The organism is Actinoplanes sp. M2I2, from assembly GCF_023544445.1.
In the GTDB taxonomy this organism is placed as follows: domain Bacteria; phylum Actinomycetota; class Actinomycetes; order Mycobacteriales; family Micromonosporaceae; genus Actinoplanes.
The window spans coordinates 278,895-293,874 of record NZ_JALPVJ010000012.1 but is presented as its reverse complement, the minus strand read 5'-3'; the positions used below and the strand labels follow the sequence as shown (position 1 = coordinate 293,874).

Sequence of the window (14,980 nt, the reverse complement as noted above, 5' to 3'; positions counted from 1 at the left end):
CGGCTACCGGCGACCGGCCGCCCCGAGCCGAAATCATCGAAGCGCTTCGACGATCCGGCGGGTGTCGGTAGGATCGCCTTTCGGGCTGCCCGGAATGGGCCACGGGCGTGCGGAGGGGTGGATGGCGACGATCAACGACGTGGCGCGGGCGGCCGGCGTGTCCCCGAGCACGGTCTCGTACGTGCTGAGCGGCCGTCGCCCGATCTCGGAGCGGACCCGCGAACGGGTGCGGGCGGCGATCGCCGAGCTCGGCTTCCACCCGCACGCGGGCGCGCGGGCCCTGGCCAGCAGCCGGACCAACGTGCTGGCCCTGGTCGTGCCGCTGCGGGCCGACGTCAGCGTGCCGGTCATCATGCAGTTCGCGACGGCCGTGGTCACCGCGTCGCGCAGCCACAACCACGACGTGCTGCTGCTGACCAAGGACGAGGGCACCGCCGGTCTGGAACGGGTCGCCCACAGCACCATGGTCGACGCGCTCATCGTGATGGACGTGGAGCGCGACGACGTCCGCCTGACCGCCCTGCGCAAGCTCAAGCAGCCGTCGGTGCTGATCGGGCTGCCCGAGGACCCGGCCGGGATCGCCTGCGTCGACCTCGACTTCGAGGCCGCGGCGGCCGAGGCCCTGCGGCACCTGGCCTGGTACGGGCACCGGCGGGTGGCCCTGGTCGGTCCGTCACCGGCCGTCTACCGGCGCGGTACGACGTACGCGGAAAGGTTCCTGACCGGGTTCACCGCCGCCTCGGCCGGCCTGGGCCTCGAGACGGTGACGCATCCGTGCGAGCCCGACCGGGCGGGGGTGCGGGCCTGCCTGGCCGACATCGACGCGCAGCTGCCGGGCGTGACGGCGCTGGTCGTGCACAACGAGGAAGTGCTGCGGATGGTGCTCGAGGAGCTGCGGGCCGACGGGCGCCGGGTCCCCGCGGACATCTCCGTGGTGGCGATCTGCCCGCGGGATGTGGCCCTGACCATGCCGCTGCCGCTCACCTCGGTCGACATCCCGGCCCACGACGTCGGCGGGCTGGCCGTCGAGACGGCGATGCGGCTGCTCGACGGCCGATCGATCGAGCCGGTGCGGCTGCTGCCGCCGACGCTGGTCGAGCGGGAGAGCTCCGCGCCACCGGCTACGGCTGCTGGTTGATCCGGACCATGTTGCCGGCGGGGTCGCGGAAGGCGCAGTCGCGCAGCCCGTACGGCTGGTCGATCGGCTCCTGCACCACGTCGCCGCCGCTCTTCTGCACCTGCTCGAAGGCTTCGTCGACGTTGGGCGCGCTGAGCACGATGCTGGCGTAGCTGCCCTTGGCCATCAGCTCGGCGATGGTGCGCTTCTCGTCGTCGGTCAGGCCCGGGTCGACCGTCGGCGGGTGCAGGACGATCGAGGTCTGCGGCTGCCCGGGCGGGCCCACGGTGATCCAGCGCATGTCGCCGTAACCGACGTCGTTGCGCACTTCGAAGCCCATCGTGTCGCGCCAGAACGCCAGCGAGGCCTCGGGGTTGTCGGCCGGAAGGAACGTGTTGTGAATGGTGAGGTTCATGCCGACCACGCTATTGGCCGCGGACCGGGCTCGCTTCTCGATTCCTGACCGGTCTGGTCACCTGTTTGACGACGCATCCGGGCAGCCCCTCGGCCTGTGACTGCTCGGCCGTCAGGCGGCGGTAGGCGCTGGGCGACATGCCCACGAGCTCGGAGAACCGCGTGCTGAACGTGCCGAGCGACGAGCACCCGACCTCGAAGCAGACCTCGGTGACGGAGAGGTCGCCGCGCCGCAGCAGAGCCATGGCCCGTTCGATCCGCCGGGTCATCAGATAGCTGTACGGCGACTCGCCGAACGCGGCCCGGAACTCGCGGCTCAGGTGACCGGCCGACAGGTTGACCCCGCGGGCCAGCGCCTCGACGTCGAGCGGCTGGGCGTAATCGCGGTCGATGCGGTCGCGGACCCGGCGCAACAGCCGCAGCTCCTTGAGGTGCTGCTCGTGCCGGACGTCCCGTGGGAAAGAAGAGTGCGGAGGGGAACCACCACCTCTCGCCATGTTTAACGTATAACACAGTGGGGGGCTTGCCGCAAGACCCCGGTCAGCGCGCAAAATCGCAGGTCGAAGCCACGATCCGGGGGATTTGCGTGAACCAGCAGACGACCAGCAGCGCGTTCGCCCTGCCCGCCCACCTGGCCGCCAAGGCCGACCCGGCCCTGATCGCCGAGGACGAGAAACACTTCGCGGCCGTCGCCGGCAGCCTCCGGCGGACGATCGCCGAGCTCACCGATCGCCTCGAGATCGAACGGAAGGCGCCCGCCGGCAAGGGTCGGCAGGCCGTGGACCGGGACGACGCCGTGCGGCGGCTGACCGCCCGGCTGCGCGCGCTGCGTCGCTACAGCCTGGACATCTGCCTCGGGCGGATGGTGAGCGCCGACGGCGCCGAGCCGGTCTACATCGGACGGTTCGGTCTGACCGACACCGACGGGCGAAGGCTTCTGGTGGACTGGCGTTCGCCGGCGGCCGAGCCGTTCTTCGGAGCGACCCACGCCGACCCGATGGGCCTGGCCAGCCGTCGCCGCTACCGCTGGAGCGGCGGGCACATCACCGACTACTGGGACGAGGTCTTCACGCCGGACGCCCTCGAGGGGCACGCGGCGCTGGACGACCAGTCGGCCTTCATCGCGAGCCTGGGCAGCGACCGGTCGGCCCGGATGCGTGATGTGCTCGGGACCATCCAGGCCGACCAGGACGCGATCATCCGCGCCGGCTCGGGTGGTGCGCTCGTGGTCGACGGCGGGCCGGGCACCGGCAAGACCGTGGTCGCCCTGCACCGTACGGCGTATCTGCTCTACTCCGATCCGCGGCTGGCCCACCGTCAGGGCGGCGTGCTCTTCGTGGGGCCGCACGAGCCCTATCTGGCCTACGTCTCCGATGTGCTGCCGAGTCTGGGCGAGGACGAGGTGCAGACGTGCACGCTGCGCGACCTGGTGCCGGGTGGCGCCTCCTTCCCGGACGAGGCCGACGCCCAGGTGGCCCGGCTCAAGTCCTCGGCCGCCCTGGTGAAGGGGATCGAGGCCGCGGTCGCCTTCTACGAGGAGCCACCGGCCGGCGGCCTGATCGTGGAGGCCGGTGACGACGAGATCCGGCTGACCGCCGGCGACTGGGCCGAGGCGTTCGAGGCGCCCGGCCCGGGCACACCGCACAACGAGGGGCGTGACGAGGCGTGGGAGGAGCTGCTCACGATCCTCGAGGCGAAGTATCGGGGCGAGGAGCCGCCGGACCTGCTGAGGCGGTCGCTTCTGCGCGATCGGGCCCTGGCCGCGGCCTTTCACCGGGCCTGGCCGGTGCTGAAGGCCGAGGACGTCGTCGCCGATCTGTGGTCGGTGCCGGCCTATCTGCGCAAGTGCGCGCCCTGGCTCACCGCTGACGAGGTCGCCGCTCTGCAGCGTACGGATCCTCGCGCCTGGACGGTGTCGGACCTGCCGCTGCTGGATGCGGCGCGGCAGCGGGTCGGCGATCCCGGGTCGTCGCGGTCGCGCCGGCAGCGGGAGGCCGCGGTGGCCGCCCAGCGCCAGGGCATGTCCCGGGTGCTCGACGACCTGATCGACTCGCGGGAGTACGACGACGGCCAGGGTCTGCTGTGGATGCTGGTGCAGCCGGACCTGCGCGACGTGCTGGTCGACGAGGACGCCGTGCCCGCGGCCGTCCCCGACCGGCTGGCCGGGCCGTTCGCGCACGTCGTCGTGGACGAGGCCCAGGAACTGGCCGACGCCGAGTGGCAGATGCTGGTGCTGCGCTGCCCGTCGCGCAGCTTCACGATCGTCGGCGACCGGGCCCAGGCGCGGCACGGGTTCACCGGGTCGTGGCCCGAGCGCCTGTCGCGCATCGGCCTCGACCGGGTCACGATGACGTCGCTGACCATCAATTACCGGACGCCGGCCGAGGTCATGGACGCGGCGGCGCCGGTGATCCGGGCCGCGCTGCCCGACGCCAACGTGCCGGTCTCCATCCGCAGCGGCGGGGTGCCCGTCCGGTACGGGTCCACAGCTGAGCTCGCGTCGGTCCTGGATGGATGGTTGACCGCCCACGCCGACGGAATCGCCTGTGTCATCGGCGATCCGTCGTTCGCGCCGCCGCCCCGGGTCCGGTCGTTGACGCCCGCGCTGGCCAAGGGCCTCGAGTTCGATCTGGTCGTGCTGGTCGACCCGGACAGCTGGGGCGAGGGCATCGAGGGCGCGGTGGACCGGTACGTCGCGATGACCCGGGCGACGCAGCAACTCGTGGTCCTGACGCCCTGACGGGTGGTCCGCCTTAGGTGCACTTCGTGAAGTCGATGCCGTAGGCGGCGGGCGACGGACCCTGACAGGTCTCGCGGGTGACCACCTTGCTGCCGAAGGCGTCCTGGCGGGTGTCGGTGACGACCTCGGTCAAGCCGTCGGCGCCGGCCGTGTAGGTCACCGGGATGGGGTCGCCCTCGGTGGTGAGGCGGGTGACCCGCAGCCGGGCCGGGTGGCCGGCCTGGGCCGCGTCGACGAAGCAGCGGGCCGCGCGATCGGGCAGGGTGTCGCCGAGGTCCAGGTCGAAGTCGCCGCACTCGACAACGGCGGGCATGCCCTGGCCGGGGCTCAGCGTGGTGCTGGGCCCCTCGGTCCATCCGGGGCTGGCCCGGCGGCCCAGGGTGGGGTCGACGAGCGGGGCCTCGGCTGAGGCGCTCACCGCCGGCGAAGTGCCGGCCGGGCCCGGGCCCGAGCCGCCCTCGGTGCAGGCCGATAGGGCGCCGACCAGCAGGAACGGGGTGGCGAGAACGGTCGGCAGTCGCTTCACGGGGCACCTTCTCGGCAGCGGGATGGAGCCGGTTGGACGCGCCGGAAGGGCGATCGGTTGCCTCGGGAAGCACCGCGACGGGCGTTTGATCTCGGTCCTGGAAATGTCTTCGTCACACCGTTGACATCTGTGCAGGACGGAGCCTAGCGTCCTGTCAAAGTCCCGCGTCGAAGCGCTTCGACAATGTCGGTGGCTCTCCGCTCCCTCATCGTCGAAGCGCTTCGACGGACCCCTCCCGGAGGACGAACAGACATGATCAGTTTCCGAGCCGGCCGGTCCGCCGGCGCCCTTTTGCTGGCCACCTCGCTCGCCCTCACCGCCTGTGGCGGCTCGGGCGACTCCTCGTCCGAGGAAGGGGCCGACGCCAAGACCCTGACCCTGTGGCACTACGAGGGTCCGACCAGCGCCATGGGCATCGCCTGGAACAAGGCCATCGAGGAGTTCAAGACCACCCACCCGGGCGTCGAGGTCAAGTTCGAGGAGAAGGGCTTCGAGCAGATCCAGCAGAACGCCCAGATGATCCTGAACTCCGACAGCGCGCCGGACATCATGGAGTACAACAAGGGCAACGCCACCGCCGGCCTGCTGTCCAAGCAGGGGCTGCTCACCGACCTCACCGAGGAGGCGGGCAAGCGCGGCTGGGACAAGGCGCTCAACACGGGCCTGCAGACCACGACCAAGTACGACGACGACGGCATCATGGGGTCGGGCAAGACCTACGGCATCCCCAACTACGCCGAGTACGTCGAGGTCTACTACAACAAGGACCTGTTCAAGAAGTACAACCTGCAGGTGCCGACCACGCTCGACGAGTTCACCACGGTGATGGACACGTTCGTGCGGAACAAGGTCACCCCGCTGGCGGTCGGCGGCGCGGAGTACCCGGCCCAGCAGATCCTGTACTCGCTCGCGCTGTCGAAGGCCGACCGGGCCTGGGTCGACGACTACCAGCTCTACAAGAACAAGGTCGACTTCAAGGGCCCGCAGCTCAGCTATGGCGCCGAGACCTTCAAGCAGTGGGTCGACAAGGGCTACATCGCCAAGAACTCGGCCGGCATCAAGGCCGAGGACATGGGCGTCTCGTTCAGCCAGGGCAAGTTCCCGATCATGATCTCCGGCAGCTGGTGGTACGGCCGGTTCGTCAACGAGATCAAGAACTTCGAGTGGGGCACGTTCCTGTTCCCCGGCAACAAGCTGCACCCGGGCTCCAGCGGCAACCTGTGGGTGGTGCCGGAGAAGAGCAAGGCCAAGGCGCTCGCGTACGACTTCATCGACATCACGATGAAGCCGGAGATCCAGGCGCTGCTCGGCAACAACGGCGGTGTGCCGGTCGCGGCCGACGCCGCGCAGATCACCGACCCCAAGAACAAGGAACTCATCGAGAACTTCAACAAGTTGTCGGCCGAGGACGGTCTCGCGTTCTACCCGGACTGGCCGGCCCCCGGCTACTACGACGTGCTCGTCGCCGGGGTGCAGGGGCTGATCAACGGCTCCAAGACCCCCGGCCAGGTGCTCGACGAGATCGCCAAGCCGTACGACGAGAACCTCGCCGACCTCGGCAAGTGACCCCGGGACGCGGGTGGGGGCGCGAGCCTCCGCCCGCGTACAGGAAAGAGGGACCATGAGACGCAAGGGGTACTGGCCGTTCCTCATCCCCGGCGTGCTGGCCTCGCTGCTGGTGATCGTCGTGCCGCTGGTGATGACCGTCTACACGAGCTTCACCAAGTGGAACGGGGTCGGCGAGCAGCGCTGGATCGGCTTCGACAACTACACACGGCTCTTCGAGGACTCGCTCTTCTGGTCGTCGTTCAGCAACATCCTGCTGCTCATCCTGGCCATGGCCGTGGTGCCCACGCTGCTCGGGTTGTTCCTGGCCGCGGTGCTGTTCGACTACGTGGCCAAGAAGTTCGGCAACCGCTGGGCCTCGCTGTTCCGCTCCGGGTTCTATCTGCCGCAGATCATCCCGGTGGCGGTCACCGGCATCCTGTGGGGCTGGATCCTGCACCCCGAGTACGGCGCGCTCAACCGGATCCTCGACACGATCGGGCTGGGCTCGCTGGCCCACAACTGGCTGGGTGAACCTGGATCGGCGCTGTACAGCGTCATGGGCATCATGATCTGGGTCCAGCTGGGCTATCCGATCGTCATGTTCATGGCCGGCCTGCAGCGGGTCGACCCGGAGCTGTACGAGGCGGCCGACCTGGACGGCGCGAACTGGTGGCAGCGCTTCCGCAAGATCACCGTGTATCTGATCCGGCCGGAGTTCTACGTCGTGCTGGTGACGACCACGATCTCCGCGCTGAAGATCTTCGGGCCGATCTTCGTGCTCACCGGTGGCGGGCCGAGCAACGCGACGCTCGTCCCCTCGTACTTCGCGTACAAGAACTTCTTCGAGAAGGCCCAGGTCGGGTACGGCTCGGCGATCTCCACGGTGCTCACCGTGCTGATCATCGTGCTGTCCTTCGCCTTCCTGCGCCTGCAGAACCGGAGCCTCAAATGACCGTCACGGCCACCCGCGCGCCGGTCGAGCCGGCTCGCACCGAGCACGCGGCGACCAGGGCCAACCCGCTGCGGTTCGTCATCCTCGGGGCGCTGCTCGCCCTCCTGCTCATCGTCATCGCGCCGCTGCTGATCATCGCGATCAACGCTGTCAAGAGCCCGGCCGACTACGCCGGCGGTGGCCCGTTGTCGCTGCCCACCCATCTGTACTGGGACGGCATCGTCGACTTCTGGAACCGGGTGAACTTCGGGCAGAAGCTCTGGAACAGCTTCATCACCAGCTTCGTCGTGGCCGTCCTGGGGGTGCTGCTGTCGATCCTCAACGCGTACGCGCTGGGCATCGGCAAGGTCCGGGGCCGGCTCTGGTTCCTGGTGTTCTTCCTGGTGGCCAACCTGCTGCCGCAGGAGGTGCTGGTCTACCCGCTGTACTTCCTCTCCAAGGAGGTGCAGCTCTACGACAGCCTGATCTCGATCGTCATCATCTTCACGGTCATCCAGGCGGCCTTCGGCACCTACCTGCTGACCTCGGTCTACCAGGAGTTCCCGACCGAGCTGCTGGACGCCGCGGACGTCGACGGCGCCGGCAAGGTACGCACCCTGTGGAGTGTCGTCGTCCCGGTCAGCCGGCCCACGCTCGGCGTGCTGTTCACGTTCTTCTTCATCTGGACCTGGAACGAGTTCTTCCTGCCGCTGGTCTTCCTGGTGTCCAACGACAACCAGACCGTGCCGGTGGCTCTGGGCGTGCTGCAGGGCGACCGGCTCATGGACGCGACCATGACCAGCGCGTCGGGCCTGATCGGCATCCTGCCCGCGCTGATCTTCTTCCTCGTCTTCCAGCGGACGCTGACCCGCGGCATCACCGCCGGCGCCATCAAGTAATCGGCGCCTCCTGAACAAGTAAAGGACTTTCATGAAGTTCACCGACGGGTACTGGCTCAAGCGCAAGGGCTTGACCGTCCTGCACCCGGCGCAGCTGCGCGACAGCCAGGCGGACGAGAAGTCGCTGACCGTCTACGCCGCCACCAAGCCGGTGCGCAGCCGGGCCGACACGCTCGACACCCCGCTGATCACCATCCGGGTCGAGGCGCCGATGCCCGACGTGGTCCGGGTGACGATCGGGCACTTCCTCGGTGGCGTGCCCCACGGCCCCAACTTCGCGATCGCCACCGAGGACCACCCGGTCACGGTCGCCGGCACCGCGCTGACCTCGGGCCGCCTGACCGCCCGGTTCCAGGCCGGCGACCGGTGGGGGCTCGACTTCGTGGCCGAGGGCCGGCGGCTCACCGGCACCGGCTGGCGCGGCATGGGCGTCGTCGACACGGCCGACGGCGAGCACTACGTGCACGAGCAGCTCGACCTGGGCGTGGGCGAGGCCGTCTACGGGCTGGGCGAGCGGTTCGGCCCCTTCGTCAAGAACGGCCAGAGCGTCGACATCTGGAACGAGGACGGCGGCACCAGCAGCGAGCTGGCGTACAAGAACGTGCCGTTCTTCCTGACCAACCGCGGCTACGGCGTGCTCGTGGACCACCCGGGCAAGGTGTCCTTCGAGGTGGCCAGCGAGATGGTGTCGCGCACCCAGTTCAGCGTGGCCGGGCAGACCCTGTCCTACCTGGTGATCTACGGCCCCACGCCGGCCGACATCCTGCGCCGGTACACGGCGCTGACCGGCCGCCCCGCCCTGCCGCCGCAGTGGTCGTTCGGTCTCTGGCTCACCACCTCGTTCACCACGCCGTACGACGAGGAGACGGTCACCTCGTTCGTCGACGGCATGGCCGAGCGCGGCCTGCCGCTCAGCGTCTTCCACTTCGACACGTTCTGGATGCGCGAGTTCCACTGGTGCGACTTCGAGTGGGACCCGGCGATCTTCCCGGACCCGCCGGGCATGCTCAAGCGCCTGCACGATCGCGGCCTGCGGACCTGCCTGTGGATCAACCCGTACATCGCGCAGCGGTCGGCCCTGTTCGTCGAGGGCGCCGAGAAGGGTTACCTGGTCCGGAAGGCGAACGGCGACGTCTGGCAGTGGGACAGGTGGCAGGCCGGCATGGGCCTGGTCGACTTCACCAACCCCGAGGCCCGGTCCTGGTACGCCGGCAAGCTCGCGACGCTGGTCGAGATGGGCGTCGACGCGTTCAAGTCGGACTTCGGCGAGCGGGTGCCCACCGACGTGGTCTGGCACGACGGCTCCGACCCCGAGCGGATGCACAACTACTACACGCAGCTCTACAACCAGGTCGTCTTCGACGTGCTCGTCTCCTTGAAGGGCGAGAACGAGGCGGTGCTGTTCGCGCGCTCGGCGACCGTGGGCGGCCAGCAGTTCCCGGTGCACTGGGGCGGCGACAACTCGGCCACCTACGAGTCGATGGCCGAGAGCCTGCGCGGCGGCCTGTCGCTGATGAGCTCGGGCTTCGGCTTCTGGAGCCACGACATCGGCGGGTTCGAGGGGCGGCCCGACCCGGCCGTGTTCAAACGGTGGGTCGCCTTCGGGCTCCTCTCCTCGCACAGCCGGCTGCACGGCAACCACTCGTACCGGGTGCCGTGGTTGTTCGACGACGAGTCGGTCGAGGTGCTGCGCTCCTTCACGCACCTCAAGTACAGCCTGATGCCGTACCTCTGGGAGGCGGCAAGGCAGGCGCACGAGCAGGGCCTGCCGGTGATGCGGCCGATGGTCCTGGGCTTCCCGGACGACCCCGCGGTGACCTACCTCGACCGGCAGTACCTGCTCGGCGGTGACCTGCTCGTCGCGCCGGTGTTCAGCGAGGGCGGCGAGGTCAGCTACTACGTGCCGGCCGGGCGCTGGACGAGCCTGCTGTCCGGCGAGGTCGTTGAGGGGCCGGGCTGGCGGCACGAGACGCACGGCTTCGGCAGTGTGCCGCTGCTCGTGCGGCCGGGCGCGGTCCTCCCGATCGGCAACCGCACCGACCGGCCCGACTACGACCACGCCGACGGGGTGACGCTCCGGATCTTCGAGCCGGCCGAGGGCAGCACGGCCGTCCGCGTCGGCGACAGCACCTTCACGGTGACCCGCGACGGCACGGCCGTGCGCGTCGAACGCGACGGCGCGGCGCTGCCGTGGCGGGTCGAGATCGTGGGCGGACGGTCGGCCGAGCTGGGCGCCGGCGACGCGAGCTGGGTCGCCGGCTGACCGACGTGGGGCTCGCCACCCTGGTCAGCGGGCCCCACCGGCATAGGATCTCCAGATGACCCCGGCACTGGACCTGTTCGTCCCAGGCGTCGTCTACCTCGACATCATCTTCACCGGGCTCGAGGGACTGCCCGAGCCCGGCACCGAGGTGTGGGCCTCGGGCATGGGCTCGTGTCCCGGCGGCATCGCCAACCTCGCCGTCGCCGCGTCCCGGCTCGGTCTGCGGACCGGGCTGGGCACGGCGCTGGCCACCGACACGTACGGCGACTTCTGCGCCGACATCCTGTGCGCCCAGGAGAACATCGATCTCGGACCGTCGCGCCGCATCGACGGGCACTCGCCCGTGACGGTGTCGCTGGCGTCCGATCGTGACCGCAGCATGATCACGCACGGGCACCCGCTGCCGCTCAACCCCGACGGGCTGGTCGGCGAGCTCCCGTCCTGCCGGGCCGCCTCGGTGTCGCTGACCAGGGATCGGCTGCCCTGGGTGCGCCGGGCCAAGGAGGCCGGGACCCTGGTCTTCGCCGACGTGGGCTGGGACGCGAGCGCCGAATGGCCGGCCGAGGTGCTCGACATGCTCGAGGACTGCCACGCCTTTGTGCCCAACGCGGTGGAGGCGATGCAGTACACCCGGACCTCCACCCCGGCCGCCGCGCTGCGCAAGCTCGCCGGTCTGGCCCCGGTGGTCGTCGTGACCTGCGGGGGCGACGGGGTGCTGGCCCACGACGCGCGCACCGGCGAGACGACGCACGTGCCGGCCGTCCCCGTGCCGGCTCTCGACCCGACCGGCGCGGGCGACGTCTTCACGGCCGGGTTCATCCTCGGCAACCTGCGCGACTGGCCGCTCGAGCAGAGCCTGGCCTTCGCCAACCTGATCGCCGCCCTGTCGGTGCAGCACTTCGGCGGGTCGCTTTCGGCCCCCGGCTGGGGCGACATCGCCGACTGGTGGCGGGTGGCCCGCACGTCCGGGATGGCCGGCCGGTACGCCTTCCTCGACAACGTGATCCCCGGCGGCCAGCAGCGCACCGTGCGCCGCGCCGGCGCCACGATCGCCCGGCTGTCGGACGCCCATGCCCACTAAGCGACTCGTCATCCTCGGCGGTGGCGGTTTCCGCGTGCCGCTCGTCTACGGCGCCCTGCTCGGTTCCTTCGTCGACGAGGTCGTCCTGCACGACGTGGACGCGAGCCGGCTGGCCGCCATCGGGCGGGTGCTGCACGCCCAGGCCGCCGGTGTGCCCGGCGCCCCGGCGGTCAGGGGCACGACCGATCTGACCGAGGCGCTCACCGGGGCCGACTTCGTGTTCAGCGCGATCCGCGTGCACGGGCTTGAGGGCCGCGTGATCGACGAGCGGGTCGCCCTCGACGAGGGCGTGCTCGGGCAGGAGACGGTCGGCGCGGGGGGCATCGCGTACGGGTTGCGGACGGTGCCGGTCGTGCGGGCCATCGCCCGGCGGATCAGCCTGGTCGCGCCCGAGGCCTGGGTCATCAACTTCACCAACCCGGCCGGGCTGGTGACCGAGGCGATGGCGGCCCACCTGGGCGACCGGGTGATCGGCATCTGCGACTCGCCGTCGGCGCTCGCCCGGCGCGTGCTGCGGGCTCTCGGCCTGGCCCCCGGGACGGCCGAGGTCGAGTACGCCGGCCTCAACCACCTCGGCTGGCTCACCGCCGTCCGCCAGGGGGAGCAGGACCTGCTCCCGCGGCTGCTGGCCGACCGGGCGCGGCTCGGTTCGTTCGAGGAGGGCCGGCTCTTCGGCGCCGAGCGGCTGCGCGCGCTCGGGGCCGTGCCCAACGAATACCTCCACTACTACTACGACCAGCAGGCGCTGGTCCGGGCGTCGCTGGCGGCCGGGGAGACCCGGGGCGAGTTCCTGCTCAAGCAGCAGCGCGAGTGCTACACGCGGCTGACCGCGCCCGGCGGCGACGCGTTCTCGGCCTGGCAGGCCGCTCTGGGGCAGCGCAACGCCACGTACATGGCCATGGAGGGCCTGGGTGAGCGCGACGACGCCGAGGGCGGCGGCTACGAGGACGTGGCCCTGGCCCTGATGCGGGCGATCGCGCGCGACGAGCCCACGCCGCTGATCCTCAACGTGCGCAACCGGGGGACACTGCCCGAGCTGGACGACGACGCGGTGGTCGAGGTGCCCTGCGTCGTCGACGGGGCCGGGGCCCGGCCGGTGCCGTCGACGAGGCTTTTCCCGGGTGGCGCCGACCTGGTGCGGCGGATCAAGTCGACCGAGCGGGCCGTCCTCGAGGCGTCGGCCACCGGCTCGCGGGCCCTGGCCGTGCGGGCGATGGCGTCGCATCCGCTCATCGACTCGGTGCCGGTCGCCCGCCGGCTCGTCGCGGCCTATCAGGAGCGGCTGCCCGAGCTGGGCTACCTGACCTGAGCCGGCGCCGCGGGTCGCGTGGTTCAGTGGCGGTGATCGCCGATCAAGGTGTGGGCGAGGTCTGAGCCCGGCGCTCAACCGGCCCGCTGCTGCGCCCGCCGCTTGCGGAAGGCGGCTGCCCGCGCCCGGTTCTGGCAGGTGAGGCAGCAGAAGCGGCGCTTGCCGGCGGGGGAGGCGTCGACGTAGACGTCGGCGCACTGGTCGTCGGCGCAGAGGCCCAGGCGGCCCGGATGCTCGACCAGGTGGTGCCGCAGCGTCAGGGCGGCCGCGGCTCTCCGGCTCTGGGCGGGGTCGTCGACGGTCCAGGACTCGGCCAGGTCGGTGGACAGCTCGGGGCGTACCCCGGTGAGCCGCAGCAGGGCGGTGACCGATCGCGCCCGGGTCGCCGGGTCGGTCGTCGCGAAGATCGGGTGGAGCTCGTCGGCCAGCGTGGTCAGCCCGGGGCCGGGCCGGGGGTCGCGGCCGTCCACCCGGCAGGGTTCGGTGCCCCACTCGTTGACCAGGGTCACCACGTCGGCGATGTCCATGCTTTCGACCCGCATGCGAAAAGGGTAACGCCATCGGGGGCTTCTTCGCGTTGCGTCGATCGCGCCGTCATCGTAACGTGATGAAAGTTCTCATCGCGTTATGAAAGGAACGACCCATGCGGGCGACGGCGGGAGCGCGGGAATGGGCCGGGCTGGCGGTGCTCGCGCTGCCCTGTCTGCTGGTGTCGCTCGACGCCGAGGTGCTCAATCTGGCCGCGCCGCAGCTCGCGGCCGACCTGAGGCCCAGCGCGGTCGAGCTGCTCTGGATCCTGGACAGCTACGTGTTCGTGGTGGCCGGGGCGCTGATCGCGATGGGCGTGCTCGGCGACCGCATCGGACGCCGCCGGCTGTTGCTGATCGGGGCGGCCGCCTTCGCGCTGTCGTCGCTGCTCGCGGCGTTCGCCACCAGCCCGGAACGGCTGATCGCGGCGCGGGTGCTGATGGGGCTGGCCGGGGCCTCGCTGATGCCGTCGACTCTGGCGCTGATCCGGGCGATGTTCGCCGACGGTCGGCAGCGGGGGATCGCGCTCGGCGTGTGGAGCGCCTCGTTCTCGCTGGGCGGCCTGGCCGCCCCGCTGATCGGGGGCGTGCTGCTCGAGCACTTCTGGTGGGGGTCGGTCTTCCTGCTGGCGGTGCCCGCGACCGTGCTGCTGGTCCTCGTCGGCCCGGCGTTGCTGCCGGAGGCGCGCGACCGCGACGCCGGAGGCTTCGACCTGGCCGGCGCGGTGCTCAGCCTCGCGGCCGTGCTGATCCTCGTGTACGGGGTGAAGCGCCTGGCCGCCGAGGGCCGGGCGGCCGTTCCCTTCCTGACGGTGGTGGTCGCCGCCGCGCTGTTCGCCCTGTTCCTGCGTCGTCAGCGGCGGATCCCGCGGCCCCTGCTCGACCTGACGATGTTCTCCGACGCGCGGGTGCGGGTGGCCCTGGCCGCCAACGCGCTCTCGTTCTTCGTGCTCTACGGCACCCAGCTCGCCATCGTGCAGTACCTGCAGGTCGTGCTGGGCCTGTCGCCGCTGCGGGCCGGGCTGTGGGCGCTCCCGTCGGTGGGCGCGTTCCTGGCCGCGTCGCTGCTCGGGCCGCAACTGCTGCGCTGGTTCCCGGCCGGGCGGGTGGTCGCGGTGGGCGCCGTCGTGATGGCCGCCGGGCACGCGACCATGGCGCTGGCCCCGTACGGCGGCGGCCTGCCCGCGCTGGTGGCCGGCATGGTCATCGGCGGGTGCGGGCTCGCGCCGGTCTACACGCTCACCACCGACCTGGTGGTCTCCTCGGTACGGTCGTCGCGCGCCGGCATGGGGGCCGCCGTCACCGAGACGGGGGCCGAGCTGGGCGGGGCCATCGGTATCGCCGTGCTCGGGTCGGTCGTGGTGGCGGCCTATCGCAACGGCATGGCGGAAGCCACCGGCCTGCCTGCGGACGGAACCTTGATGGACGCGGCCGCGGCGGCGGGACGGTTGCCGGCCGCGGCGGGCGCCGCCCTGCTGGAGCGGGTCGACGACGCGTACGGGTTCGCCTTCGCCCTGGTCTCGCTGGTCGCCGCCGGACTGGTGGCGGTGGCCGCGGTGCCGGCCTTCCGGACGCTGTGGCCGCCGGTCCCGGATGGTGACGTGCCGGCGGCGGAATCGCCGGCC

Annotated in this window: 12 protein-coding genes and 1 pseudogene; 9 read left to right on the top strand and 4 right to left on the bottom strand. The window is 71.0% G+C overall.

Features of this window, described 5'->3' with window-relative positions:
* The first annotated feature begins 121 nt into the window (after positions 1-121).
* Entirely contained in the window at positions 122-1,138 is a 1,017-nt protein-coding gene (locus tag HJC40_RS25970; RefSeq protein ID WP_250004449.1) for a LacI family DNA-binding transcriptional regulator, read from the top strand.
* Here the strand turns inward: HJC40_RS25970 and HJC40_RS25965 are convergent.
* Together HJC40_RS25965 and HJC40_RS25960 are read right to left on the bottom strand one after the other, a co-directional pair.
* Positions 1,122-1,532: a VOC family protein gene (locus HJC40_RS25965; protein WP_250004447.1), complete on the bottom strand. Its 411-nt coding sequence runs from the start codon at positions 1,530-1,532 to the stop codon at positions 1,122-1,124. The two genes, HJC40_RS25970 and HJC40_RS25965, sit on opposite strands and share 17 nt — an antisense overlap.
* Positions 1,533-1,542: 10 nt before the next feature.
* Positions 1,543-2,028 (bottom strand): helix-turn-helix transcriptional regulator, encoded by a 486-nt coding sequence (locus tag HJC40_RS25960; RefSeq protein WP_250004444.1) that lies wholly within the window; start codon positions 2,026-2,028, stop codon positions 1,543-1,545.
* Between the two features lie 89 nt (positions 2,029-2,117).
* Between HJC40_RS25960 and helR the strand changes: the two genes are divergently transcribed.
* A complete protein-coding gene (helR, locus tag HJC40_RS25955; RefSeq protein WP_250004442.1) occupies positions 2,118-4,271 on the top strand; it encodes an RNA polymerase recycling motor ATPase HelR in 2,154 nt (717 codons plus the stop codon).
* Positions 4,272-4,284: 13 nt separating this feature from the next.
* Here the strand turns inward: helR and HJC40_RS25950 are convergent, their stop codons facing one another.
* Complete coding sequence (locus tag HJC40_RS25950) at positions 4,285-4,797, bottom strand: DUF4362 domain-containing protein (RefSeq protein WP_250004439.1); 513 nt, start codon at positions 4,795-4,797, stop codon at positions 4,285-4,287.
* Positions 4,798-5,049: 252 nt separating this feature from the next.
* Between HJC40_RS25950 and HJC40_RS25945 the strand changes: the two genes are divergently transcribed.
* The 6 genes from HJC40_RS25945 to HJC40_RS25920 are packed head-to-tail and all read left to right on the top strand — an operon-like array spanning position 5,050 to position 12,828.
* Positions 5,050-6,363 (top strand): ABC transporter substrate-binding protein, encoded by a 1,314-nt coding sequence (locus tag HJC40_RS25945; RefSeq protein WP_250004436.1) that lies wholly within the window; start codon positions 5,050-5,052, stop codon positions 6,361-6,363.
* 55 nt (positions 6,364-6,418) lie between these two features.
* Positions 6,419-7,297 carry a carbohydrate ABC transporter permease gene (locus tag HJC40_RS25940; protein ID WP_250004433.1) on the top strand — a complete coding sequence of 293 codons (879 nt, stop codon included), beginning with the start codon at positions 6,419-6,421 and terminating at the stop codon, positions 7,295-7,297.
* Positions 7,294-8,175 carry a carbohydrate ABC transporter permease gene (locus HJC40_RS25935; protein WP_250004432.1) on the top strand — a complete coding sequence of 294 codons (882 nt, stop codon included), beginning with the start codon at positions 7,294-7,296 and terminating at the stop codon, positions 8,173-8,175. Before HJC40_RS25940 ends, HJC40_RS25935 begins: the two co-directional genes overlap by 4 nt.
* A gap of 31 nt (positions 8,176-8,206) precedes the next feature.
* Complete coding sequence (gene yicI / locus HJC40_RS25930; RefSeq protein WP_250004429.1) at positions 8,207-10,438, top strand: alpha-xylosidase; 2,232 nt, start codon at positions 8,207-8,209, stop codon at positions 10,436-10,438.
* A gap of 55 nt (positions 10,439-10,493) precedes the next feature.
* The gene (locus HJC40_RS25925; protein ID WP_250004427.1) at positions 10,494-11,519 is read left to right on the top strand and encodes a carbohydrate kinase family protein; all 1,026 of its coding nucleotides are present in this window, start codon (positions 10,494-10,496) and stop codon (positions 11,517-11,519) included.
* Complete coding sequence (locus HJC40_RS25920) at positions 11,509-12,828, top strand: 6-phospho-beta-glucosidase (protein WP_250004424.1); 1,320 nt, start codon at positions 11,509-11,511, stop codon at positions 12,826-12,828. Before HJC40_RS25925 ends, HJC40_RS25920 begins: the two co-directional genes overlap by 11 nt.
* A 74-nt stretch (positions 12,829-12,902) precedes the next feature.
* Here HJC40_RS25920 and HJC40_RS25915 read toward each other — a convergent pair whose 3' ends face one another.
* The gene (locus tag HJC40_RS25915) at positions 12,903-13,370 is read right to left on the bottom strand and encodes a CGNR zinc finger domain-containing protein (protein WP_250004421.1); all 468 of its coding nucleotides are present in this window, start codon (positions 13,368-13,370) and stop codon (positions 12,903-12,905) included.
* A 101-nt stretch (positions 13,371-13,471) separates the two neighbouring features.
* Here HJC40_RS25915 and HJC40_RS25910 point away from each other — a divergent pair.
* Positions 13,472-14,902: pseudogene (locus HJC40_RS25910) on the top strand (MFS transporter); the annotation flags it as partial.
* Positions 14,903-14,980: the final 78 nt, after the last annotated feature.